Source organism: Micromonospora globosa, assembly GCF_000717585.1.
Lineage (GTDB): Bacteria > Actinomycetota > Actinomycetes > Mycobacteriales > Micromonosporaceae > Micromonospora > Micromonospora aurantiaca.
The window spans coordinates 113,240-137,941 of record NZ_JNZR01000011.1 but is presented as its reverse complement, the minus strand read 5'-3'; the positions used below and the strand labels follow the sequence as shown (position 1 = coordinate 137,941).

General features: G+C 73.9%; 18 protein-coding genes. 13 read left to right on the top strand and 5 right to left on the bottom strand.

Annotated elements, in window-relative coordinates:
• Positions 1 to 159 precede the first annotated feature (159 nt).
• The 4 genes from IF06_RS0113175 (at position 160) to ilvA (ending at position 4,885) form a co-directional block, all read left to right on the top strand.
• Positions 160 to 1,302, top strand: a complete 1,143-nt coding sequence (locus tag IF06_RS0113175) for a cystathionine gamma-synthase (protein WP_013284129.1) — start codon at positions 160 to 162, stop codon at positions 1,300 to 1,302.
• A gap of 16 nt (positions 1,303 to 1,318) precedes the next feature.
• On the top strand, positions 1,319 to 2,731 hold the full coding sequence (locus IF06_RS0113170) for an amidase (protein ID WP_030271225.1): 1,413 nt from the start codon (positions 1,319 to 1,321) through the stop codon (positions 2,729 to 2,731).
• A gap of 148 nt (positions 2,732 to 2,879) precedes the next feature.
• Positions 2,880 to 3,668 (top strand): DUF4328 domain-containing protein, encoded by a 789-nt coding sequence (locus tag IF06_RS0113165; RefSeq protein WP_232236674.1) that lies wholly within the window; start codon positions 2,880 to 2,882, stop codon positions 3,666 to 3,668.
• The gene (gene ilvA / locus IF06_RS0113160) at positions 3,665 to 4,885 is read left to right on the top strand and encodes a threonine ammonia-lyase (RefSeq protein WP_013284132.1); all 1,221 of its coding nucleotides are present in this window, start codon (positions 3,665 to 3,667) and stop codon (positions 4,883 to 4,885) included. The genes IF06_RS0113165 and ilvA overlap by 4 nt, the downstream gene beginning before the upstream one ends.
• A gap of 134 nt (positions 4,886 to 5,019) precedes the next feature.
• Here the strand turns inward: ilvA and greA are convergent, their stop codons facing one another.
• Together greA and IF06_RS0113150 are read right to left on the bottom strand one after the other, a co-directional pair.
• Complete coding sequence (gene greA / locus IF06_RS0113155; RefSeq protein ID WP_013284133.1) at positions 5,020 to 5,520, bottom strand: transcription elongation factor GreA; 501 nt, start codon at positions 5,518 to 5,520, stop codon at positions 5,020 to 5,022.
• A 145-nt stretch (positions 5,521 to 5,665) separates the two neighbouring features.
• Positions 5,666 to 6,100, bottom strand: coding sequence for a DUF4307 domain-containing protein (locus IF06_RS0113150; RefSeq protein ID WP_013474070.1), 435 nt, complete (start codon positions 6,098 to 6,100; stop codon positions 5,666 to 5,668).
• Positions 6,101 to 6,343: 243 nt separating this feature from the next.
• On the opposite strand from IF06_RS0113150, the gene mca reads away from it, so the two are divergent.
• The 7 genes from mca to purE all read left to right on the top strand — a co-directional run bounded on the left by mca (position 6,344) and on the right by purE (position 15,110).
• Positions 6,344 to 7,225 (top strand): mycothiol conjugate amidase Mca, encoded by an 882-nt coding sequence (gene mca / locus IF06_RS0113145; protein ID WP_013284135.1) that lies wholly within the window; start codon positions 6,344 to 6,346, stop codon positions 7,223 to 7,225.
• Positions 7,226 to 7,273: 48 nt separating this feature from the next.
• On the top strand, positions 7,274 to 7,558 hold the full coding sequence (locus tag IF06_RS0113140) for a hypothetical protein (RefSeq protein ID WP_013284136.1): 285 nt from the start codon (positions 7,274 to 7,276) through the stop codon (positions 7,556 to 7,558).
• Between the two features lie 180 nt (positions 7,559 to 7,738).
• Complete coding sequence (locus tag IF06_RS0113135; RefSeq protein WP_030271218.1) at positions 7,739 to 10,270, top strand: putative bifunctional diguanylate cyclase/phosphodiesterase; 2,532 nt, start codon at positions 7,739 to 7,741, stop codon at positions 10,268 to 10,270.
• Between the two features lie 111 nt (positions 10,271 to 10,381).
• Positions 10,382 to 11,275 (top strand): hypothetical protein, encoded by an 894-nt coding sequence (locus tag IF06_RS0113130; RefSeq protein WP_013474072.1) that lies wholly within the window; start codon positions 10,382 to 10,384, stop codon positions 11,273 to 11,275.
• 85 nt (positions 11,276 to 11,360) lie between these two features.
• Positions 11,361 to 13,397: a thioredoxin domain-containing protein gene (locus IF06_RS0113125; RefSeq protein WP_030271216.1), complete on the top strand. Its 2,037-nt coding sequence runs from the start codon at positions 11,361 to 11,363 to the stop codon at positions 13,395 to 13,397.
• 64 nt (positions 13,398 to 13,461) lie between these two features.
• The gene (locus IF06_RS0113120; RefSeq protein WP_030271213.1) at positions 13,462 to 14,619 is read left to right on the top strand and encodes a 5-(carboxyamino)imidazole ribonucleotide synthase; all 1,158 of its coding nucleotides are present in this window, start codon (positions 13,462 to 13,464) and stop codon (positions 14,617 to 14,619) included.
• The gene (gene purE / locus IF06_RS0113115) at positions 14,619 to 15,110 is read left to right on the top strand and encodes a 5-(carboxyamino)imidazole ribonucleotide mutase (protein ID WP_013284141.1); all 492 of its coding nucleotides are present in this window, start codon (positions 14,619 to 14,621) and stop codon (positions 15,108 to 15,110) included. The genes IF06_RS0113120 and purE overlap by 1 nt, the downstream gene beginning before the upstream one ends.
• Positions 15,111 to 15,402: 292 nt before the next feature.
• Here the strand turns inward: purE and IF06_RS0113110 are convergent, their stop codons facing one another.
• Both IF06_RS0113110 and IF06_RS0113105 read right to left on the bottom strand, forming a co-directional pair.
• Positions 15,403 to 20,316, bottom strand: a complete 4,914-nt coding sequence (locus IF06_RS0113110; protein ID WP_030271211.1) for an SCO7613 C-terminal domain-containing membrane protein — start codon at positions 20,314 to 20,316, stop codon at positions 15,403 to 15,405.
• Positions 20,317 to 20,477: 161 nt separating this feature from the next.
• The gene (locus tag IF06_RS0113105; RefSeq protein ID WP_013284143.1) at positions 20,478 to 21,905 is read right to left on the bottom strand and encodes a UDP-glucose dehydrogenase family protein; all 1,428 of its coding nucleotides are present in this window, start codon (positions 21,903 to 21,905) and stop codon (positions 20,478 to 20,480) included.
• 247 nt (positions 21,906 to 22,152) lie between these two features.
• Here IF06_RS0113105 and IF06_RS0113100 point away from each other — a divergent pair, with 247 nt between their 5' ends.
• Positions 22,153 to 23,316: an acyl-CoA dehydrogenase family protein gene (locus tag IF06_RS0113100; RefSeq protein WP_013284144.1), complete on the top strand. Its 1,164-nt coding sequence runs from the start codon at positions 22,153 to 22,155 to the stop codon at positions 23,314 to 23,316.
• Between the two features lie 52 nt (positions 23,317 to 23,368).
• Here the strand turns inward: IF06_RS0113100 and IF06_RS0113095 are convergent, their stop codons facing one another.
• On the bottom strand, positions 23,369 to 24,022 hold the full coding sequence (locus tag IF06_RS0113095; protein ID WP_030271209.1) for a hypothetical protein: 654 nt from the start codon (positions 24,020 to 24,022) through the stop codon (positions 23,369 to 23,371).
• A gap of 23 nt (positions 24,023 to 24,045) precedes the next feature.
• On the opposite strand from IF06_RS0113095, the gene IF06_RS0113090 reads away from it, so the two are divergent.
• A complete protein-coding gene (locus tag IF06_RS0113090; protein WP_013284146.1) occupies positions 24,046 to 24,561 on the top strand; it encodes an acyl-CoA thioesterase in 516 nt (171 codons plus the stop codon).
• Positions 24,562 to 24,702 lie beyond the last annotated feature (141 nt).

Below are 24,702 nucleotides of genomic sequence, written 5' to 3'. Positions count from 1 at the left end.
GGCGCGCGGTCAACTGTCGAATACGAGGCCAGTCCTGGCGGAGCAGCGCCTCGGTCGTACTCACCGGACCAGTATGGCCGACCACCCCGACACCTTCGCGGTTGTGACTCGCGCCGGGTTGACGAGAGCGGGAGCGAGCGGGGGGCTAACGTCTGCGGCATGAGCCACGGCTTCGAGACACTCGCCATCCACGCCGGTCAGGACCCGGAGGCCCGCACCGGTGCGGTGATCCCGCCGATCTACCAGACCAGCACGTACGCCCAGGACGCCGTCGGCGCGCCCCGCGAGGGCTACGAGTACAGCCGCTCCGGCAACCCCACCCGCGACGCGCTCCAGGAGTGCCTGGCCGCGCTGGAGGGCGGCCCGGTGGCGCTCGCCTTCGCCAGCGGCCTGGCCGCCGAGGACACGCTGCTGCGGACCGTCTGCAAGCCGGGCGACCACGTGGTGATCCCGGACGACGCGTACGGCGGCACGTACCGGCTGTTCGCCAAGGTGGCCGAGCGCTGGGGCCTGTCGTACACCCCGGCGAAGGTCTCCGACCCGGACGCCGTGCGTGCCGCGATCCGCCCGGGCACCACCAGGATCGTCTGGGTGGAGACGCCGACCAACCCGCTGCTCGGCATCGCCGACATCGCCGCGCTCGCCGCGGTGGCGCACGACGCCGGCGCGTTGCTGGTGGTCGACAACACGTTCGCCTCGCCGTACCTCCAGCAGCCGATCGCGTTCGGCGCGGACGTGGTGGTGCACTCCACCACCAAGTACGTCGGCGGGCACTCCGACGTGGTCGGCGGCGCGCTCGTCGCGGCGGACCGCACGCTCGGCGAGGAGCTGCGCTACCACCAGAACGCGATGGGCGCGGTCAACGGGCCGTTCGACGCCTGGCTCACCCTGCGCGGCATCAAGACCCTCGGGGTACGGATGGACCGGCACTGCGACAACGCCGAGCGGATCGCGGCCTACCTGGACGGACACGCCAAGGTCGCCCAGGTCGTCTACCCGGGCCTGCCCTCGCACCCCGGCCACGAGGTGGCCGCCAAGCAGATGCGCCGGTTCGGCGGCATGATCTCGTTCCGCGCGGCGGGCGGCGAGGAGCACGCCGTCCAGATCTGCAACCGGGCCCGGTTGTTCGTGCTCGCCGAGTCGCTCGGCGGCGTCGAGTCCCTGATCGAGCACCCGGGCCGGATGACACACGCAAGCGCTGCGGGCTCGCCGCTTGAAGTTCCCGGCGATCTCGTGCGACTGTCTGTCGGCATCGAGACGGTCGACGACCTGCTCGCCGATCTGGAGCAGGCCCTGGGCTGACCGCTGGTTGGGGAGGGTGGCAGTGCCGGACATCTTGCCGACGACCTGGGTCGGGACGACCGCGAAACAGATCGCCCGGGCGGTACGCCGTGGCGACGTCTCCGCCACCCAGGTCGTCGCCGACCACCTGGACCACGTCGCCCGGGTCGACGCCGAGCTGGGCGCGTTCCGCACGGTACGCGGCGGCGAGGCGATCACCGAGGCGGAGAAGGTCGACGAGCAGGAGGAACTGGCGAACCTGCCGCTCGCCGGGGTGCCGGTGGCGGTCAAGGAGAACACGCCGGTGGCCGGCCTGCCCACCTGGAACGGGTCGGCCGCGATGCGTACCGAGGTGGCGGAGGCCGACCACGAGGTGGTCCGGCGGCTGCGCGGCGCGGGCGCTGTCATCCTCGGCGTCACCCGGATGCCGGAGCTGGGCCTGTGGGCCCTCACCGACGACGACACCGCTGTGACCCGCAACCCGTGGGATCCGGCGCGTACCCCCGGCGGCTCGTCCGGCGGCGCGGCCGCCGCGGTGGCCGCCGGGCTGGTGCCGATGGCCCACGGCAACGACGGTCTCGGGTCGATCCGCATCCCGGCGGCCTGCTGCGGCCTGGTCGGGCTCAAGCCCGGCCGGGGCGTGGTGCCCTGCCAGCTCGGCGCGGACGACTGGTTCGGCCTCACCGAGCACGGCATGCTGACCAGCACCGTCGCCGACGCGGTGGTCGGCTTCTCGGTGCTGGCCGGCCGCCGGCCGGACAAGCTGGTCCCGCCGGAGCGGCTGCGGGTTGGCGTCTCGCTGCGCTCGCCGGTACGCGGCGTCTCGCCGGACGCGCCGAACCGGGACGCGGTCGCCGCCGCCGGCCGGCTGCTGGCCGCCGCCGGTCACGACACCGTGCCCGCCGACCCGGTCTACCCGACCCGGCTCGGCCTCCAGGGCATCGCCACCTGGTTCGCGGCGGCCGCCGCCGACGTGCGCGCCGCCGGGGTGGCGCCGCGTCAACTCCAGCGACGCAGCCGCCGGCACGTCAGGCTCGGCGAGTGGGCGCAGCGCCGGGGGTACGTGCGGGAGGCCGACCGGGCCGCCTGGCGCGAACGGTCCGTGCACTTCTTCGCGGACAACTCGATCGACCTGCTGCTCACCCCGGCGCTGGCCGGGCCGCCGCCGGAGGCCGCCGGGTGGTCCGGCCGCTCCTGGCTGGCGAACATGTCGACCAACATCAGGTACGCCCCGTACGCGGCGCCGTGGAACATCGCCGGGCTGCCATCGATCGTGGTGCCGGTCGGCCGCCGCCCGGACGGCCTGCCGGTCGGTGTGCAGTTCGTCGGCCCGCCCGGCTCCGAACTGCTGCTGCTCGGAGTGGCCGGCCAGTTCGAGTTGCAGGCGCCGTGGGCCCGGCACGCCCCCGGCTATCCCCGCGTCGGAACGGGGTCGCCGGCCGCCGGGTGATCGTCTAGCGTGTGCGCACCCCTGTCGCGCTCACCACCTCGGACGGTCCCCGATGCACTGCCAGACCTGCGGCGACGCCACGTCCCCGGCCTATGAGGAGTGCCGGCGCTGCGGCACCCGAGTCGGTCAGCCCGCGGTGAGCCCCGGCGTGCCCACGTACGGGGTGCGCGGACTGGCCGTGGCCGGCGCGTCCGCGGTCGGTGCCGCCACTCTGTGCTACCTGCTCACCGCCCTGTTCCCGCTCGTGGGTGTGCGGATGGCCCGCTCGGCCGCCGAGCAGCTCGACCGGGACGTGCTGCTCGGCGCGGTGCTGGCCGAGGTGCTGTTCTCGGTGCCCTACCTGCTCGCGCTCCTGACTGCGGGGACGCTCGTGGTGATCTGGACCTGGCGGGCGCGCAAGAACCTGGACGCGTTCCCGGGCGCGGTGCCGAACCTGAGCCCGGCGTGGGCGATCGCGGGGTGGCTGGTGCCGCTGGCCAACCTCGTCGTACCGGCCCGGGTGCTCGCCGACCTGCTCCGCAACAGCGTGTGGCAGCGCCGCCAGTCGTGGCTGGTCGGGGTGTGGTGGGCGAGCTGGCTGGTGTTCCTGATCGGCGACCGGTTCGTCGCGCGGGCCGAGCAGCAGCGCTACGACCGGCTGACCGAGCTGCCCCGCAACGACGCGGAGTTCGCCACGTACGTGCGCTTCTACGAGGACGCGCTCGCGCCGCGGCTGGTGCCGGCGGTGGCCTGCCTGGTCGCCGGGATCGCGTTCGTCGTGCTGGTCCGCCGGATCTCCGCCGCCCAGCAGGACCGGCTCTCCCGGGCCGTGCCCGTGTGGCCCGGGCAGCCGGTCTGGCCCGGCCGACCGGGCTGGCCCGCGCCCGCCGCGCCGATGCCGGTTGCGCCGACGTCGCCGCAGGTTCCGCCCACCCCGGGTGGCACGATCGGGGCATGACGGAACTGGTCGGTCTCGCCGACGTACAGGCCGCGCGGGAACTGCTCGCCGGTGTCACCCGTACCACCCCGCTGGAGCCGTCGCGGCCGCTCAGCGCCGCGCTCGGCGGGCCGGTCTGGCTCAAGTGCGAGAACCTCCAGCGCGCCGGGTCGTACAAGGTGCGCGGTGCGTACGTGCGGATCTCCCGGCTCTCGGCCGAGGAGCGGGCCCGCGGCGTGGTCGCGGCGAGCGCCGGCAACCACGCCCAGGGGGTGGCGCTCGCCGCCGGGCTGGTCGGCGCGCACGCCACCGTCTTCATGCCGGTGAACGCGCCGCTGCCGAAGGTCGCCGCGACAAAGGGGTACGGTGCGCAGATCGAGCTGGTCGGAAACACGGTGGACGAGTCGCTCGTCGCGGCGCAGACCTTCGCCGAGCGGACCGGAGCGGTGTTCATCCACCCGTTCGACCACCCGGACGTGATCGCCGGGCAGGGCACCGTGGCGCTGGAGATCCTCGAACAGTGCCCGGACGTGCGCACCATCGTGACCGGGGTGGGCGGCGGCGGCCTGGTCTCGGGCATGGCGGTGGCGGCCAAGGCGCTGCGTCCCGACGTACGCGTGATCGGGGTCCAGGCGGCGAGCGCCGCCGCCTTCCCGCCCTCGCTGCGGGCCGGCGAGCCGCTGCGGCTGCCCTCGTTCGCGACGATCGCCGACGGGATCGCGGTCGGCCGTCCGGGCGAGCTGACCTTCACCCATGTCCGCAAGCTCGTCGACGACGTCGTCACGGTCTCCGAGGAGGACATCTCCCGGGCGTTGCTGATGCTGCTGGAACGCGGCAAGCAGGTGGTCGAGCCGGCCGGCGCGGTCGGCGTGGCGGCGCTGCTGGCCGGCGCGGTGGAGGTGACCGCGCCGGTCGTCGCGGTGCTCTCCGGCGGCAACATCGATCCGCTGCTCATGCTCCGGGTGATCGAGCACGGCCTGGCGGCGGCAGGCCGGTTCCTGCGGATCACCGTGCGCTGCACGGACCGGCCCGGCCAGCTCGCCTCCCTGCTGAGCGAGATCGCCGAGCACCGGGCCAACGTGGTGGACGTGGTGCACCAGCGCGCCAACCCGCACCTGCGCCTCGGCGAGGTGGAGGTGGCCCTGTCCGTGGAGACCCGCGGGGTGGAGCACTCGGACACGCTGATCAGCGCGCTGCGGGCCAGCGGCTACCAGGTGGTCTTCACCGGCGAGGGCTGAGCGCTCGGCGGAACGCGAACGCCCCGGCCGGATGATCCGGTCGGGGCGTTCGGGTGTGCGGCTCGGGTCCGAGGAGGGCCTGTCAGCCTCGGTCGGGTTCGGGACCCGAGCCGTCCGGCGCGGGTCCGGAGGGGTCAGCCGCTGTACGGCTCGAAGGAGACGATGGTCACCTTGATATCGGCGCCGCTGGGCGCCGTGTAGGTGCAGGTCTGCCCTGCCTTGCCGCCGAGGATGGCCTTGCCGAGCGCGGACTCGGGGCTGTAGACCGTGAGGTCGGTGGTGGAGGCGATTTCCCGGGAGCCGAGCAGGAAGGTCTCGCTGTCGTCGGCGTCGTCGTCGAAGTAGATCTTCACGACCATGCCCGGCGACACCGCGTCGGTGTCCGGCGCCTCGCCGACCTTGGCGGTGCGCAGCAGCTCCTTGAGGTAGAGAATGCGGCCCTCGGCCTTGCCCTGCTCCTCGCGGGCGGCGTGGTAGCCGCCGTTCTCCCGCAGGTCGCCCTCCTCGCGCCGGGCGTTGATCTCGGCGGCGATGACCGGTCGGTTGGCGATCAGCTCGTCGAGCTCGGCCTGCAGACGGTCGTAGGCGTCCTGGGACAGCCAGGTGGCGGGCGCCTCGTTTCCATTTGTGGACACAGGCGGTCTCCTCGATTGGTGCGGACTGGCTGACAGGTGAACTTGCAAGGCTACCAGTGCGGGTCGCGTCGAGGTGTGATCAATCACCCCGGGTGCCGGCGGCGGGACCGGGGTGCGGTGGCCGGCGACTCGCCGGCGGTCCGGCTCAGCCGGCGGGCCGGCAGCGCAGGACCTCGCCGATGAACGGCCGGGCGCTCGTGGGGACCTCCTGCCGGGTCCGGATGTGGCGCTGGCCGGGCTCCGCGGTCACGGTGGCCTCGGCGCTGCCCACCTGGGCCCCGTCGTGGGAGCGGGCCCGCAGCAGACAGGTGGCGGAGCCGCCCGGCGGCACGGTGACCCGGAAGTCGACCACCACCCGGGAGTCGGTGATGTCGGTGTAGCTGATCATCTCGCCCTGGTACTCCGGGTCGCCGTACTGGTAGTAGAGCTTCGCCGCGCCCAGGCCGAGGACGGCGAGCATGACCGTCACCGTCAGGGCGAGCAGGACCGGCCGGCGGCGCCCCGGCTCCCGGCGGCGGCCGTAGCGGCCCGGCGGGAAGACCGGTGCCTTCGCGGCGACTGTGGCGTGCGTCTCGCTCACCGGCGGGTATCTCCTGGCGTTGTTGTCGGCGGCATCGGCAAGAATGGCTAGGTCCATCTTCCCAGCCCGGCGCTGAGTCAAGGATGGCAGGTCGGCCTGGACCGGCGGGCGTGGCCCTGGCCACTCCGGTGGCGGCCCCCGACCGGCCGTCACGGGGGCTTTCGCGGGCGCGGGGGGAGATTCCGGCAGGTCAGCCGGCCGGCCCGGGGGTCGGTCGGCGGGCACAGACGAGGAGCGCCGAAGGTGGCAGAACAGCTGCGTCTCATGGCGGTGCACGCCCATCCCGACGACGAGTCGAGCAAGGGCGCCGCCACCATGGCGAAATACGTCGCCGAGGGGGTGGACGTCCTGGTCGTCACCGCCACCGGTGGCGAGCGGGGCAGTGTGCTCAACCCCAAGATGGACCGCCCCGACGTCTGGGCGAACATCGGTGACATCCGGCGGGCCGAGATGGACGCCGCCCGGGCCATCCTCGGCGTCGAGCAGGCATGGCTCGGTTTCGTCGACTCCGGGCTGCCCGAGGGCGACCCGCTGCCGCCGCTGCCGGAGGGCTGCTTCGCCCTCCAGGACGTGGACGTCGCAGCCGCGCCGCTGGTGCGCCTGATGCGGCAGTTCCGCCCGCACGTCGTCACCACGTACGACGAGGAGGGCGGCTACCCGCACCCCGACCACATCATGACCCACAAGATCACCGTGGCGGCGTTCGACGCGGCCGGTGACCCGGACCGCCACCCCGAGCTGGGCGAGCCGTGGCAGCCGCTGAAGCTGTACTACGACGTGGGTTTCTCCCGCGCCAAGATCATGAGCCTGCACGAGGCGGTGCTCGCCGCCGGGCTCGAGTCGCCGTACGGCGAGTGGATGAAGCGCTGGGACGAGCGCCCCGACAAGGGCGCCCGGATCACCACCCGGGTCGAGTGCGCCGACTACTTCCCGGTCCGCGACGACGCGCTGCGCGCGCACGCCACCCAGATCGACCCGGACGGCTTCTGGTTCCAGGTGCCGATGGAGTTGCAGAAGCGCGCCTGGCCGACGGAGGACTTCCAGCTCGCCCGCTCGCTGGTCGACAGCCCGCTGCCCGAGTCCGACCTGTTCGCCGGCGTACGAGAGGCGTGCCGTGCCCACTGACCCGGCCGGGGTCTACCCTGGTGCTCAGTCGCACATCGGAGGAACACCATGCTGACCACCGTCGAGGTGCTCGCGCAGAACAACTTCGGTGACACCCGTACGGGTGGTCTGGCCGGTCCGATGGGCCTCTTCCTCATCGTCGCGCTGGCCACCGTCACCGTCCTGCTGATCCGCAACATGAACGCCCGGCTGCGCCGGCTGCCCGACCGCTTCCCGCAGCAGGGCACCCCCGGCCGGGCCGATTCCGCAGTCGCCGATCCGACAGACGGGCTCGTCGAGCAGGATTCACCGACGAATGCGCCCAACGGCTCCCAGCAGCACCGGAACAGCTGAACACCGCGTGAATCACGTCGAAGCCGGTTGTCGCCCCCTGTTGCGACCACCGGCTTTGGCTTAGCCTTCCGCCGGGGGGACCGTCAGGCCCCGGACCCTGCGCGGAAGGGGGACGCCGATGTCGAAGACAGCACCGGCCCCCGACCATGCCCCGGCCCGACCCGTCGACGGGGCGGCCCCGTGACCACCGAGCCGGCCGACCGTTCCCCCGACCGGATCGGCCTGCGCGGGACACCGGTGGGCGTCGTCCTGCTCACCGTCGCGGTCGCGCTGACCGGTCTGCTCGCCGCCGCGCTCGGCCTCACCGTCCCGTCCCACCTGCCGGCCGACCACCCGCTGCCCGGTCCGGCACGCTTCGGCATCGCCATCGTCGCGTTCGCGGTGGCCCAGCTCGCCCGGCTGCGCTTCCGTACCGCGTCGGGCATGGTGAGCATCACCTGGGGCGAGGCCGCGCTCGTGGTCTGCCTCTGGCTGGTGCCGGCGGGCTGGCTCCCGGCCGCGGCCCTGCTGGGCGTGGGCGCCGCCTGGACCGTGATGTCGATGGTCTCCGACCGCCGTCCGGCGCTGGAACTGGTGGCGATCGCCGGTTCGCTCACCGCCGCCACCGCGCTCGCCGCCGCGGTGGCCACCGCGCTCGGCCCGCCGCTGCTCGCCGCGCCCACCCCGGAGCTGGCGCTCACGCTCACCGCCGCCGCGGTCACGTACCTGCTCACCACCGCCTTCCTGGGCGCCGTCACGCTCGCCCTGCGGCACGGCATCGCGATCGGTCCGCCGCTGCTCGCCGCGCTGCGCGGCAAGCTGCTCATGTTCGTCGGCAACGTGGCGGTCGGCCTGGTGGTCGTCGCGCTGCTCGAACTCGACGCGCGCTGGCTGCTGCTCCTGCCGCCGCCGCTCTGGCTGCTCCAGCAGACCTACCGCCACCGGCTCCGGGCCGACCAGGAGCGGCGTACCTGGCGGGCGTTCGCCGAGGCCACCGCCGCACTCAACCAGCTCGACGAGCGCGGCGTGGCGACCGCCGCGGTGACCGGCGCGCTCACCCTGTTCGGCGCGGAACTGGTCGAGGTCGACGTGGCCCGGGGCGAGGGACGCTGGCGCCGCTACCGGGCCGACCGCGGCGGGCAGGTACGCGACCGGGAGGTGGAGCCGTCCGCCGGCGCCGACGCGGGGGAGCACGAACTGGTGCGCCGCCTCGCCGTGGGATCCGCCGACGTCGGCCGCCTGCGGGTGCGGTTCGCCCGGTCCGCCCCGCCGAGCGCCCGGGAACGCGACGGCGTGGCGGCCTTCGGCGACGCGCTGGCCGCCGCCCTGCACGACGCCGCCACGCACCGGGAGCTGCGGCTGGTCACCGCCCGCTCGTCGTACGACGCGGTGCACGACCAGCTCACCGGACTGCTCAACCGGGCGGCGCTGCTGGCCAAGGGGGACCAGGCGCTGCGGCAGCGCGCGCACGACCACCCGGTGGCCCTGCTGCTGCTTGACGTGAACCAGTTCAAGGAGGTCAACGACACGCTCGGGCACTCGGCGGGCGACCAGTTGCTGCGGCTCACCTCCAACCGGCTCGCCGCGCTGACCCGGCCGGGTGACCTGCTCGGGCGCCTCGGCGGCGACGAGTTCGCGCTGCTGTTGACCTCGGTGCCGCTGGTCGAGGACCGGACGGCCCCGCTGGCGTACGCGCTGCGCCAGGCCCGGGAGGTCGCCGAGCGCCTCGCCGCACCGACCGAGGTGGCCGGGGTGCGGATGTCCGTGGAGGTCGCGGTGGGCGTCGTGGTCGCCGACGCGGGCGCGGCCGACCTGACGGAGCTGCTGCGGCGCGCCGACATCGCCATGTACCAGGCGAAGGAGGGCGGCGGCAGCGTCGCCGCGTACGACAGCTCCCGCGACGCGGCGAGCACCGACCACCTGGCGCTGCTCGCGGAGATGCGGGAGGCTCTCGCCGCCGACGACCAGCTGGTGCTGGCGTTGCAGCCGGCGGTGGACCTGGCGACCGGCGCGCCGACCGGGGTGGAGGCGCTGATCCGGTGGCGGCATCCGCGCCGGGGCTGGCTCGGCCCGGCCGACTTCATCCGCCCGGTGGAGAACAGCGAGCAGCTCGGCAGCTTCACCCGGTACGTGCTGGACAAGGCGCTGGAGGTCGCCTCCGGATGGGCGCGGGACGGGCTGGACGTCCCGATCTCGGTGAACCTGTCCGCGCGCAGCCTGCTCGACCCGCGGCTGCCCGCCGAGATCGAGGAGGCGCTGCGCCGCCACCAGGTGCCGCCGCACCGGCTGGTCCTGGAGATCACCGAGACGGTGGTGATGAGTGAGCTGGAGGTCATCGACGAGGTGCTGGCCACGCTGCGTGGCATGGGCGTGCAGCTCGCCGTGGACGACTTCGGCACCGGGTTCTCGTCGCTGACGTTCCTCACCCGCATCGCCGTCGACGAGTTGAAGGTCGACCGCTCGTTCGTGCTCCGGATGGCCGACTCGCCGGAGGCGGCGGCGATCGTCCGGACCACCGTCGGGTTGGCCCACGAACTGGGCCTGCGGGTGGTGGCCGAGGGTGTCGAGACCGCCGAGCAGCGCACCGCGCTGGCCGAGCTGGGCTGCACCGCCGCCCAGGGCTATCACTTCTTCAAGCCGATGCCGGCCGACAAGATCGCCGCAGTGCTCGCGTCGCTGCGCGACGCGGCCCGGGGCAACGTCTTCCCGCTGCGCGCCGACGGCGCCTCCTGACCGGTCCGTCCGCCGTGGACGGGGCAGCGGAGGACGCCCGGCCGGTCCTACGCTGCTGGCACGGCGGGCACGACAGGCGTCCCCGCTGACGTCCACACGGGGAGGACGACGATGAGACGTTCCTGGCGACGGATCCTGCTCGCTTCGACCATGGCGTTGACCACCGGCGCCGCCGGCCTGGTCATGCCCGCGCCGGCGCAGGCCCGGCCGGCGGAGTCCTGGTCGTTCGCCGTCACCGGCGAGCCGGGTGATCCGATCACCGCCGGCAACTCCTACTCCTACAGCTCCGCCGCACCGACACCGGGCGACGAGATGAACGCGTGGGGCCACGACCAGCAGCACTTCGGGATGGAGTTCTGGAGCGACGCCGACAACACCTGGCGTCTGGAGATCAGCGCCCCGGCCGGCCAGCCGCTGAAGGCGGGTGACACCTACCAGAACGTCGGCCAGCCGGACGGGAGCGGCACGGCCGGCATCCGCCTCTACAACGGCGGTTGGGGGCGCTCCTGCGCGCAGAGCACCGGTTCGTTCACGGTCCTCGACGCCGCGTGGGGGCCCTTCGACTACGTCGAGCGCTTCGACGCCACCTTCGAGATCCGGTGCGAGGGCGCGACCGGCGGTCTGCGCGGCCAGGTCCACATCGGCAACCCGCCGCCGCTGCCGGCGCTCGACGTCACACTGACCGTCGATCCGGTCGCGACGGTGGACAACAAGGGCATCGCCACCGTCCGCGGCTCGATCACCTGCACCCGGGCGGACTCCTTCTCCATCGCGGGCGAACTCGTCCAGGAACAGAAGAAGGCGGGCATGGTGCGTGGCTACTTCTCACCCCACATCCCGTGCGTTCCGGGCCAGGTGGTGCCGTGGTCGGCCACCACCTACCCGGCCGACGTCAAGTTCCAGCGCGGCACCGCCCAGGCGGTCAGCGAGATCCTGGTCCGCGACTTCGAGTACTGGAACGAGTTCACCGTGCGGGACACCTCGACGCTCACCCTGACCCGGTGAGACGGCGGCCGGGCCGGGACCACGACCCCGGCCCGGCCGCCGCACTCGCGCCGCACCGGCTCCGCGCGCTCGCTAAGGTCGGGTGGTGAACCGACTCGCCGAGGCCACGTCGCCCTACCTGCTCCAGCACGCCGACAACCCGGTCGACTGGTGGCCCTGGTGCGACGAGGCGTTCGCCGAGGCGAAACGGCGCGACGTGCCGGTGCTGATCTCGGTCGGCTACGCGGCCTGCCACTGGTGCCACGTCATGGCCCACGAGTCGTTCGAGAACGAGGCAGTCGCCCGGCTGATGAACGACGACTTCGTCTGCGTCAAGGTCGACCGCGAGGAGCGCCCCGACGTCGACGCGGTCTACATGACCGCCACCCAGGCGATGACCGGGCAGGGCGGCTGGCCGATGACCGTCTTCGCCACGCCGGACGGCACCCCGTTCTTCTGCGGCACGTACTTCCCCCGCGCCAACTTCATCCGGCTGCTCGGCTCGGTCGCCACCGCCTGGCGCGACCAGCGCGAGGCGGTGCTGCGGCAGGGCACCGCAGTGGTCGAGGCGATCGGCGGCGCGCAGGCCGTCGGCGGCGTCACCGCCCCGCTCACCGCCGAACTGCTCGACGCCGCCGCGAGCCGGCTCGCCGGGGAGTACGACGAGACGAACGGCGGTTTCGGCGGCGCACCGAAGTTCCCGCCGCACATGAACCTGCTCTTCCTGCTCCGGCACCACCAGCGCACCGGCTCGGCGCGCAGCCTGGAGATCGTCCGGCACACCTGCGAGGCGATGGCCCGCGGCGGCCTCAACGACCAGCTCGCCGGTGGCTTCGCCCGCTACTCGGTGGACGGCCACTGGACCGTGCCGCACTTCGAGAAGATGCTCTACGACAACGCGCTGCTGCTGCGGGTCTACACCCAGCTCTGGCGGCTCACCGGCGACCGGCTGGCCCGCCGGGTGGCCCGCGACACCGCCCGCTTCCTCGCCGACGAGCTGCACCGCGCCGGTGAGGGCTTCGCCTCCGCGCTCGACGCGGACACCGAGGGCGTCGAGGGGCTCACCTACGTCTGGACGCCCGACCAGCTCGTCGAGGTGCTGGGGGAGGACGACGGCCGCTTCGCCGCGGACCTCTTCGAGGTCACCGCCGACGGCACGTTCGAGCACGGCACCAGCGTGCTGCGGCTGGCCCGGGACGTCGACGACGCCGACCCGGAGGTGCGGGCCCGCTGGCAGGACGTGGTGGGCCGGCTGCTGGCCGCCCGCGACACCCGGCCCCAGCCCGCCCGCGACGACAAGGTGGTGGCCGCCTGGAACGGGCTCGCGATCACCGCCATCGCGGAGTTCCAGCAGGTCGCCTCGCTGCTCGTGTCGCCCGACGACGAGGACGCGAACCTGATGGACGGCGTGCTCATCGTCTCCGACGGTGCGATGCGGGACGCCGCCGAGCACCTGGCCACCGTGCATCTCGTGGACGGCCGGCTGCGCCGGGTCTCCCGGGACAAGGTCGTGGGTCAGCCGGCCGGGGTGCTGGAGGACTACGGCTGCGTCGCCGAGGCGTTCTGCGCGATGCACCAGCTCACCGGCGAGGGGCGATGGCTGACGCTGGCCGGTGAGCTGCTCGACGTGGCACTGGTCCGGTTCGCCGGCCCGGACGGCGCCTTCTACGACACCGCCGACGACGCCGAGCGCCTGGTCACCCGGCCCGCCGACCCGACCGACAACGCGACCCCGTCGGGCCGGTCGGCGATCGTCGCGGCGCTCGTGGCGTACGCGGCGCTGACCGGCGAGACCCGCTACCGGGAGGCGGCCGAGAAGACGCTGACGACAGTCGCGCCGATCGTCGACAGGCACGCCCGGTTCACCGGGTACGCCGCCACCGTCGGCGAGGCGCTGCTGTCCGGGCCGTACGAGATCGCTGTGGCGACCGGCGACCCGGAGGGCGACCCGCTGGTGGCCGCCGCCCGGCGCCACGCCCCGCCCGGCGCGGTGGTGGTGGCCGGCGCCCCGGACCAGCCCGGCGTGCCGCTGCTGGCCGGGCGGCCATTCGTCGACGGGAAGCCCGCCGCGTACGTCTGCCGGGGCTTCGTCTGCCAACGGCCGGTGACCGGCGTCGAGGAGCTGGTCGCGCAGCTCGGCTGAGCGGAGTGGGCCGGGCCGCCCTCACGGTCCGGCCCGGCACCGGCCCTTATAGGCTGGCGGCGCTATGGACTCCCGTACCGGTCTCCCCGTCGTGGGCATGGTGGGTGGCGGCCAGCTGGCCCGGATGACCCACCAGGCCGCCATCGCTCTCGGCCAGTCGCTGCGCGTGCTGGCGCTCGCCCCGGACGACGGTGCCGCGCTGGTCGCCGCCGACGTCCAGTACGGCGACCACACCGACCTGGCCGCGCTGCGCACGTTCGCCAAGGGCTGCGACGTGGTCACCTTCGACCACGAGCACGTCCCCAACGAGCACATCCGCACCCTGACCGACGAGGGCGTGAAGCTGTTCCCCCCGGCCGAGGCGCTGGTGCACGCGCAGGACAAGCGGGTGATGCGGGAACGGCTCGGCGAGCTGGGCGCGCCGAACCCAGCCTGGCGTCCGGTGGAGTCCCCGGCCGACCTGATCGCGTTCGGCGAGGAGACCGGCTGGCCGGTGGTGCTCAAGGCCGCCCGGGGCGGCTACGACGGGCGCGGCGTCTGGATGGTCGACGACGCCGGTCAGGCCGGTGAGCTGGCCGCCACGCTGCTCGCCGGTGGCACCCCGCTGCTGGTCGAGGAGCGGGTGGCGCTGCGCCGGGAACTGGCCGTGCAGGTGGCGCGCTCGCCGTTCGGGCAGGTCGCCGCGTACCCGGTGGTGGAGACGGTGCAGCGCGACGGCATCTGCGTCGAGGTGCTGGCGCCCGCGCCCGACCTGCCCGAGGAGCAGGCCGTGGCCGCGCAGCAGCTCGCCATCGACCTGGCCACCGCGCTCGGCGTGGTCGGCCTGCTCGCGGTGGAGCTGTTCGACACGCCGTCCGGGCTGGTCGTCAACGAGCTGGCGATGCGGCCGCACAACTCCGGGCACTGGACCATCGAAGGGGCCCGGACCTCCCAGTTCGAGCAGCACCTGCGGGCGGTGCTCGACTACCCGATGGGGGACACCTCGCTGACCGCGCCGGTCGTGGTGATGGCGAACGTGCTGGGTGGCGCGCCGGGCGGCAGGTCCATCGACGAGCGGCTGCACCACCTGTTCGCCGCCGAGCCCGGGGCCAAGGTCCACCTGTACGGCAAGCAGGTGCGCCCGGGCCGCAAGATCGGGCACGTCACGGTGCTCGGCAACGACCTGGACGACGTACGGGCCCGGGCCGCGCGTGCCGCCCGCTGGCTCCAGGAGGGGCACTGATGAGCACCGTCGGGCTGATCATGGGCAGCGACTCGGACTGGCCGGTCATGAAGGCCGCCGCCGAGGCGCTCGACGAGTTCGGCGTGCCGTACGAGGTTGGTGTGGTCTCGGCGCACCGCACCCCGGTCAAGATGATCGAGTACGGACGGGCCGCGGCCGGTCGTGGCGTCCAGGTGATCATCGCGGGCGCGGGCGGAGCGGCTCACCTGCCCGGCATGGTCGCCTCGGTCACCCCGCTGCCGGTGATCGGTGTCCCGGTGCCGCTGAAGTACCTGGACGGCATGGATTCGCTGCTGTCCATCGTGCAGATGCCGGCCGGGGTGCCGGTCGCCACCGTGTCGATCGGCAACGCCCGCAACGCCGGCCTGCTCGCGGTACGCATCCTGGGCGCTTCGGACCCGGTGCTGCGCGACAGGATGGCCGCCTACCAGGCGAGCCTGGAGGACCTGGTCGCGGAGAAGGATGCCGCGCTGCGCGCCTCACTGATCTGACCGTCTCGTCACTCTCTGTTCCCCAGGTGCCTGGTCGCTCAGCGTGACCGGCCGGGCGACGCGTGTCTGTGCCCTCCGCCGACTTTGCTCTGCAGCCATCGGCGCAGCATGGCTCTGACCTGCAACCCGGCCTCGCGCCCCCAAACGGCTCGGCGGCGGCCGTCGTCACAATTGGTGACTGTTGCGTCAGTGGGTGCAGAGCAAAGGCGGCAGAGGGGCATCATCCCTGCCGCGACCCTTCGACACGGAGCGTGACCTGCTCAGTCGCGTCCCGGCCCCGACCGGGACCGGCTCACCGCATGCCGCGCAGGGCGGTCTGGAGGCGCTCCTGGGCACGGCGGCGGCGTTCGTTGCTCGCACCGAGCACCAGCAGCACGATGCCGACCGGGATCAGGACCAGCCACGGGCCGAGGCTGAACAACGCGTGCACGGCCGCGATAGCGGTCACCGTCGCGCCGACGATCACCGGGGCCTGCTGCCGGCTGGTCGAGCCGAAGATCAGCACCGCGACGGCGCCGAGCAGCAGCAGCACCTGACGCAGCATGCTGGATTCGGTCGCGATCACGATCGCCAGCGTGGGCAGGAACGCGGTGACCAGCGCCGGCCCGTACGCCACCCAGCTCGACAGGTCGGGCCGGTGCCGCAGTTGCAGGACGCCGACCAGCAGGGCCAGCGCGGCGAACGGCAGCGTGTACGCCTCCGGCAGCGCCACGTCGGCCACCCGCATCAGGATCCACCAGGCGCTGATCTCGCAGGCCACCACCGCCCAGAACAGCAGGTTGCGTTCCATCGGACGGCGTCCCGGACGGCTGGCCGCCACCCCGAGGACCGCGCCCCAGGCGGCCAGCAGCGCGGCGATGTGCCGGGGCGAGTCGTACGCCAGCGCCAGCGCGATGAGCGCCGCCCCGTAGCCGCTCCACTCGACTGTGGCCGCCTCCCGGTACGCCTCGGGACGGCGCAGCCGGGGCAGCGTGGCGGCGAACACCTGCAACGCCGCGCCGACGGCGAGCACCCCGAACGCGGACCAGACGGCCGCCAGCCCGGACTTCAGGCCGATCGTGAGCACGAACAGCTGAGCCATCACCGAGCCGAACAACCAGCCCAGGATGCGCGCCCGCTGGGTGGTGCCGAACAGCGCGGCGACAGCACCCACGCCGACCGCCCCGCCGAGCGTGAACACGGTCAGGTCGCTCGTGGCGAGGCTGCCGGCCAGCCCGGCGCCACCGGCGGCCAGCCCCAGCGCGAAGACCAGCACCCGGGCCACCCGGATCGACCGGCCCGGCTCGGCGATCGCCGGTGGCGGGGTCAGCGCCAGCCCGAGCATCGAGATGGTGAACACCGCGAGCGCGGCAAGCGCGGTCACCGGCCAGCCCCGCCCCAGCGCCACCGGCGTGATCAGCAGGGTGATCGCCGCGCCGGGCAGGATCACCGGGACCGCCCGGGACCGCCGGCCGCCGCTGAACCCGGTGGCGGCCAGCGCCGCGGTCACCGTCAGCAGCAGCGCGGTGAGCACGTGCGTGGGGTTGACCGCCTCCGGCGGCGGGGTCAGCAACTCCGGTGGTGGCCCCTGCCACACCCGGCCCAGCACCGCGAACGGCGAGAACAGCGCCACCACGAGTGAGGGCGCCAGAGTGGCCAGCGCCAGTGCGGTGGGCAGCGCCGCGGCGGCGAGCGCGCCGGCCGCCGGGCTGACCCGCCAGCGCAGCTCGGGATCGTCCGGGGCACGTCGTAGCGCCCCGTTGAGCAGCACGGTCCAGCGGCGTACCGGCCGGCCCGAACCGGCGGGCGGGACGGTGGCGGCCCGTACCAGTTCGGCGAGCACACCGAGCAGTGCGGCGGCGGCGGCGAACACGCCCGCCGGCAGGCCGACAGCGAGCGCCGCGGCGGCGGTCACTGTGGCCGCGCCGACCACCGCGACGCTGGCGTACGGAAGGTATTGCGGCACCTGCCGGCGTACCGCCGCGATCGCGGCCAGCCCGATGCTGGCGGCGGCGAGCGCGGCGGTGAGCACCACCTGCGGTGGGCGGCCGTACTCGACTGCCAGCGCGGCCACCGCGCCGGGCAGCGCGAGCAGTGCGGCTCCGGCGCCCGCGCCGCCCACCTGCACCAGGTGCGGCGGCATGCCCTCGCTGCGGATGTCGTCGACGAGGGAAGGCGCGAGCGTGCGGGCCACCGCGGCCACCGTCGCGCCGATCAGCGCGATGCTGCCCAGCGCCAGCGCTGTCGTCCACGGCCGTACCAGCCCGGCCCCGGCCGCGTGCAGAGCCACCACCCCGGCCACTGTGGCCCGGGACAGCGCGGCCCGGGGATCGACAGCGGCCGCGGCGGCCATGCCGTAGACGGTGGCCACCATGCAGCCGACCAGCACCGGGGACCACCAGGGCAGGTCGAACGCGGCCGGTGCGCCCACCGTGGCGAGCACGGCGGCCAGGCCGGAGACGTCGTACTTCCACGGCGGCGGCAGCAGGATCGCCGCGGTCACCCCCAGCAGCGCCAGCGCGACCGGGGCCTGCCAGGTCGACCCGCCGGTCGGCGCGGCCGGCCAGCCGGACAGGTCACCGGCCCAGATCGGGCCGGGGGTGGCCAGCACGCCGAGTCCGCCGCGCAACGCGCTCCAGGCGGCGATCAGGCCGATCAGCGTGCCACCGGCGGCGATGCCGAGAATCGGGCCGCGCCGCCACTCCTCGGGCAGCGCGCGGGCGGCCACCGCCACCAGCAGCACCAGCGCGGAGGCCACCACGAGCTGACCGCCGGGGGCGAGCACCGCGGCGATCCGGGCCAGCGTGGCGACGAGCGCCACTGTGGTGGCGGCGAGCGCCAGGTCGGACCCGTCGAGGGACATGTCCGCGCGGCGGCCGGCGTCGATGCGTGGGGCGAGCGCCAGCAGCGCGGCGGCGACCAGGAGCAGACTCCCCACCCACGCGTCGGCCGAGGTCGCGCCCGGCGCGCCGAACGCGGCGGCGGCGACCGCCACCGCGCCGAGCACCGTACCGAGCGCGTGCGGCATGCTCAGGTGCCGCTGTGCCACCTGCACCAGGGCGGCGTAGCCGAGCGTGACACAGACGGCGAGGAAGCTCGCCGCGAGGATCGGCACGGTGATCTCGCGCAGGTTCGCCGGTGTGGCGACCGGCGGCGTCGGCACCGTGGCCGCCACGAACGCGGCGACGGCACCGGGCAGGGCGAACGCCGCGCCGCCCGCGGCCCAGGAGCAGACCGTCTCCGTCGCGGCGGCGGCGAGCCGGACCCGCGGGGCGAGGGACACCAGCGCCCCGGCCAGGAACAGAACAGTCAGCGCGGCGGCGGTGAGCGCCGGGCGAGCGAGCGAAGCACCCGCGCCGACCAGGCCCAGCCCGGCCGCTGTCGCCGCGTGCGCCACAGCGGACCGTTCGGTGCGTGCGGTCAGCCCGAGCACGCCGACCGCTACCGCTGTGAGCAGCATCGGCCAGCAGGCCGCCGCCCAGCCCAGACCGAGCGACGCGGGTACGGCGAGCGCGGTGAGCGCCGCGCCGACCACTGCGAACTCGCGCCGGATCTCGGCCGGCAGCGCGATCACGGCGGCGATCGTGAGCAACGACGCGCTGGCCGCGAGCTGCCAGCCGGTCGGGCCGACCGCCCGGGCCAGCTCGGCGTGCCATCCGGTCAGATCCGCCGACCACGCCGGCAAGGCGGCCCGGACCGGGGCCAGCCCGGCGCGCAGCGCGCCACCGGCGACCACCAGGCCGCTGACCGTGAGCGCCACCGCGGAGGCGATCTGCGGGCCACGCCGGGCCGTCTCCGGTACGGCCCGGACGGCGAGCCCGGTCAGCGCGATGACGGCGGAGATGAGCAGCAGGGACCGGCCGGGCAGAGCCACCGAGGCGACCCGCCCGAGAGCGCCGATGACCGCCAGCGTGAGGATGCCGGCGCCCACGTCCGGCAGCGGCGGCCGGCGCAGCACGAGCGTCCCGGCCAGCGCGACCAGGGCGGCGAGCAGCAGCACCGTGCCCGCGGCGGCGGCCGGCGGCACCGTGGTGGCGCGCAGCAGTCCGGTCACCGCGTACGCCAGCGCGACAGCGACCGCCACGCCGTGCAGCAGCCAGGTCAGCTCGGGCAGCCACGGCACCGGCCGGGCGGTGGCGGTGGCGGCCGGACCCGGTGGTGTCTCACCGCCCAGCACCTCGGCGGACTCCTCCGGCGCCGACTCGGGCCGGTCGTCGTCGGCGCGCTGCCGGGGCGGGACGGGAGGTGCCGGCTCGGTGACGGGCAGGTCCCGCCGGACGGGCCGCTCGCGTACCACCGCCGAGCGCGCGAGCGCCAGGTCGAGCACTGCCACCACGGTCAGCACCAGCGCCCAGCCGACCGGCCCGGTGATCCGCTCGTACGCCAGCAGCGGCAGCACCGGCTGGGCGGCCAGCACTGTGGCGAAGCGTGGCGCGCGCAGACCCGTCCCGTATGCGTACCCGAGAGCGACGAGCGTGGTGACCAGGAAGATCGTCCCGGCGAACGCGGCACCCGACGAGCCGCCGCCGATCCGGTCCACGGCCCAGAGCGCGTACCCGGCCAGCGGCACCAGCAGCAACCCGACCGCGGCGATGGTCTCGGCGGTGGAGGTGAGCCCGCGCCGGGCCAGCACCGGCGGGGCGAGCAGCATCAGCGCCGTCGCCACCAGCAGCACGCCGAGGCGGGCCAGCGCGTCCATCGAGCTGGTGGCGACCGCGGCGAAGACCACCGCGGCGACGCCGAGCAGGAGCGCGCCCAGCCCGAGCGGGATGTTCTGCACCTCGCGCGAGGACGCCTCGGGCGGGTGCTCCGGGTCGTCCGCGTCGAGCCAGCGGGGGCGGCCGCGCGGCGGCGACGGGGGCAGGTCCTCCGGCGGGCCGGGCGGCGGGGTGCCCTGGCGGGGCACCCGGGGCGGCGCGCCGGTGGCGGCGGTGGGCGGGCGGCGGCCGGGCCGGCGGCGCAGCACCCGGCGCGGGCGGGTGGCCTGCCGGATCCGTTCCTCACCGGCGTGCGCCAGGATGTCCCGCTGGAAGAGGGCGGCCTGCATCTTCGCGGCGATCTGCCGCTGCTCCCGGGCGATCTCGGCGTCGCGGGCCTTCATCTCGGCGATCGAGCGCTCGATGTCGGCCAGGTGCTCGGCCCACTGCGGCTGGTGCGCGCCGCAGTGCGGGCAGACGACGGCGGGCTTGATGTCCTGCCCGCACGAGGCGCACCTGAAGCTCTCCACGACAGTCTCCCGTCCGCCCGTGCCCCCGCACTGTGGACCTCCCAGAGGCAGCATGCCTTGAGTGGGCCGGGATTTCGACAGTTGCCGCCGCGTTCGGGACAACAAAAACGGACCGGCCGCCGGGAGACGTTCCCCGGCGGCCGGTCCGCGCGCTCAGCGGATCAGGGGCGACCCATGCCGCGGTACTCCCAGCCGGCCTGCGTCCACAGTGTGGAGTCGAGGCAGTTGCGCCCGTCGACCACCTTGCGGCCGTTCGCCAGCTCGCCCAGGGCCACCGGGTCGGCGTTGCGGAACTCGGCCCACTCGGTGAGCACGCAGACCAGGTCGGCGCCGCGGACGGCGTCGTTCATCGTCTCCTCGTACGTCAGCTCGGGCACCGCCCGGCGCGCGTTCTCGACCCCCTGCGGGTCGAACACGTGCACGTCGGCGCCGGCTTTGCCGAGCAGCGAGGCGACCGCGAGCGCCGGCGCGTCGCGTACGTCGTCGGTGTTGGGTTTGAACGTGGCGCCGAGCACCGCGACCCGGGTGCCGGACAGGTCCGGGCCGGCCGGGCCGGAGCGGCGGCCGAGCAGTTCGGCGGCGAGCTGCACCACGCGGCTGCGGCGGCGCTGGTTGATCAGGTCCACCTCGTGCAGGAAGCGCAGCGCCTCACCGGCGCCCAGCTCCTGCGCGCGGGCCTGGAAGGCGCGGATGTCCTTGGGCAGGCAGGCGCCGCCGAAGCCGAGCCCGGCCTGGAGGAAGCGGTTGCCGATGCGCGGGTCGTAGCCGATCGAGCGGGCGAGCTGGGTGACGTCGCCGCCGGCCGCCTCGCAGACCTCGGCCATCGCGTTGATGAAGGAGATCTTGGTGGCGAGGAACGCGTTCGCGGCGACCTTGACCAGCTCGGCGGTGGCGAAGTCGGTGACCACCAGCGGCACCTCGCGGTCCTCGGTGGCGGCGAGGTCGAAGACGCCTTTGTGGGCGGCGAAGAGCATGCCGTTGGCCCACTCGCTCTTGACGCCGACCACGATCCGGTTCGGACGCAGCACGTCGTCGACGGCGAAGCCCTCCTGGAGGAACTCGGGGCTCCACGCCACCTCGACGCCGAGGTCGGCCGGGGTGTGCTTGCCGACGAGCTGCTCCACCCACTCGGCGGTGCCCACCGGCACGGTGGACTTGCCGACGATCAGCGCCTTGCGGGTCAGGTGCTGGGCGAGGCTGGTCACGGACGCCTCGACGTACGACAGGTCGGCGCCCATGCCGTCGGCCCGCTGCGGGGTGCCGACGCAGATGAAGTGGACGTCGCCGAAGTCGGCGGTCTCCTGGATGTCGGTGCTGAACCGCAGCCGGCCGGCGGCCAGGTTGCGCCGCAGCAGCTCGTCGAGGCCGGGCTCGTGGATCGGCACCTCGCCCGCGTTCAGCTTGGCGATCTTGTCCGCGTCGACGTCGAAGCCGAGCACCTCGTAGCCCAGCTCCGCGTAGCAGATGGCGTAGGTCGCACCGAGGTAGCCGGTGCCGAGGAAGGTCACCCGCGGGCGGGCGGCGCCGGACGGCGGGGTCACCGCGGCGATGGCGGGCATCGGCTGGGTGTTCGGGTACGGAATCGTCACGCCTGTCTTCTCCGCTCGCACTGGCGGCGCTTCCACGCGTCGCATTCTGCTGGGGCGCCGAGGCCGGGCACCGAGGGAACTGGATGTCTGCTGTGAGGGTAATGGGGCTGGGCGGGCGAGGCTCGGGCGCGAGCCTACCCGCCGGTAAGGTTCGGCCGGGGCCGGTGGCTATCCTTCAGTTTGCGGCAGTCGTCGGCCCCCGGGCGGCACAGACTGCGCATGATAGCGGTGAAAGGGGAGGGCCGACATGGCCGCAGAGCAGTCGTTCGACGTCTACCGGTTGCCGGAGGAACACGAGGCGATCCGGGAGGCGGTCCGTGAGGTCTGTGCGGCCAAGGTGGCTCCGCACGCCGCCGAGGCGGATGAGACAGGTGAGTTCCCCAAGGCGTCCTACGAGGCCCTGCGGGCGGCCGACTTCCACGCCCCGCACATCCCGGTCGAGTACGGCGGCGCCGGCGCGGATGCGCTGGCCACGGCCATCGTGATCGAGGAGGTGGCCCGGGCCTGCGCGTCGTCCTCGCTGATCCCGGCGGTGAACAAGCTGGGCACCATGCCGCTGCTGCTGGCCGGCTCCGAGGAACTCAAGCGCAAGTACCTCACCCCGGTCGCGGCCGGGGAGGGCATGTTCTCCTACTGCCTCTCCGAGCCGGAGGCGGGCAGCGACGCCGCCGCGATGACCACCAAGGCGGTACGTGACGGAGACCACTGGGTGCTCAACGGCGTGAAGCGGTGGATCACCAACGCGGGCGTTTCCGAGTACTACACCGTGTTCGCCGTGACCGATCCCACAGCGCGCTCGAAGGGCATCTCCGCGTTCGTGGTGGAGAAGTCCGACCCGGGCGTCAGCTTCGGCGCCCCGGAGAAGAAGCTCGGCATCAAGGGCTCGCCCACCCGTGAGGTCTACTTCGACAACGTCCGGATCCCGGCCGACCGCATGATCGGCGCCGAGGGCACCGGCTTCGCCACCGCGATGAAGACGCTGGACCACACCCGGGTCACCATCGCCGCCCAGGCCGTCGGTATCGCTCAGGGCGCGCTGGACTACGCCAAGGGCTACGTCCAGGAGCGCAAGCAGTTCGGCAAGCCGGTCGCCGACTTCCAGGGCATCCAGTTCATGCTCGCCGACATGGGCATGAAGCTGGAGGCGGCGCGGCAGCTCACGTACGCCGCCGCCGGCAGGTCCGAGCGCGGCGACGCGGACCTGACCTACTTCGGTGCGGCCGCGAAGTGCTTCGCGTCCGACGCCGCCATGGAGATCACCACCGACGCGGTCCAACTGCTCGGCGGCTACGGCTACACCCGCGACTACCCGGTCGAGCGGATGATGCGGGACGCCAAGATCACCCAGATCTACGAGGGCACCAACCAGGTGCAGCGCATCGTGATGGCGCGCCAGCTGCTCAAGGGCTGACCGCAGGCGTTCGGGCGGGCGGGCCGGTACGTACCGGCCCGCCCGCGCTCGTTCAACGGCTCTCGGTGCCCTCCGGCCGGCCGGCGCCGCGCGGGGGCGCGGACCACGGCGACTCGCCGCCGGTGCGGCGGGGCAGGGGTTCGGTGGGGGACTCGGGGTACGCGAGCGTGAGCGGCGGCGTGTCGGGGTCCTTCGCCGGCGCCGGGGGCCAGTCGGTGAGCGTCGGCTTGTGCTCGACCGGTGTGACGGCCGGGGTCAGCTCCGCCTCGGCCGTCGCGGATGTGACGGGACGCCGCCAGCGGCTCGTGCTGAACACGGCCATCAGCAGCAGCAGGCCGATGAGGAACAGCGTGCCGTTGTCCAGCGGGTCGCGCAGCGGCAGCGGGTCACCGAGCAGCTTCAGGTCGTCCGGCACCCGGTCCCGCACGCCGAACGGCGCGACGAACAGCCCGAGGTACGGGACCGCGAGCAGCAGGCCGGCCACCAGCGGGCCGAACGGCGAGAAGCGCAACGTGCCGAGCAGGCCGAGCAGGATGCCGGCGACGCCCAGATAGACGGCCGGCTCGATCAGGTTCGGCGTGCTGTACGTCCCGATCTCCACCCAGCGGTCGACGGTCCGCTCAGATCCGTCCTGACCGAGCGTGACGAGCACCCAGGTGACGGGCGCCACCGCCAACCCGGCGAGGAAGCTCCAGAGATGTCGCATCCGCGCACCGTACCGTTTTCGGCATGACAGATCATCCCGCGGTCCCGCCGGGTAAGCCCACGTCGTACTCCCGCGTCACGCTCAGTCGCATCATGACCGCGGTCGATGTCAATCTGTACGGGACCGTGCACGGTGGGGTACTGATGAAATTCGTGGACGACGTCGCCGGCGCGGCGGCGGCGCGGCACAGCGGCGGCACCGCGGTGACCGCGTCCATCGACGAGATCGTCTTCTCCGAGCCGGTCCGGGTGGGCGATCTCGTGCACGCGCACGCGCAGATCAACTGGACCGGACAGACCTCGATGGAGGTCGGGGTGAAGGTGGTCGCCGAACGCTGGGACTCGGCCGAGGAGGAACCGGTCCGGGTCGCCACCGCGTACCTGGTGTTCGTGGGCGTCGACGTGGGTGGCACGCCCCGGCCGGTCCGCCCGGTGCTGCCCGAGACGCCGGAGGACGAGCGCCGCTTCCGGGAGGCCGAGATCCGGCGCGCGCACCGGCTCGCCCGGCGCCGCGCGATCCAGGCCCACCGCGCCGGCTGAGGTGTAAGGAAGGGCCCCTTGTTAACGCCTGCGGTAGAGGAGGGGACCCCTGTTAACACCCCCGGCCTACCCGCGCCGCCTCCACCGGCGGCAGACACCCGCGGAGGGCGAGGTGTTAACAAGGGGCCCTTTCTCTACATG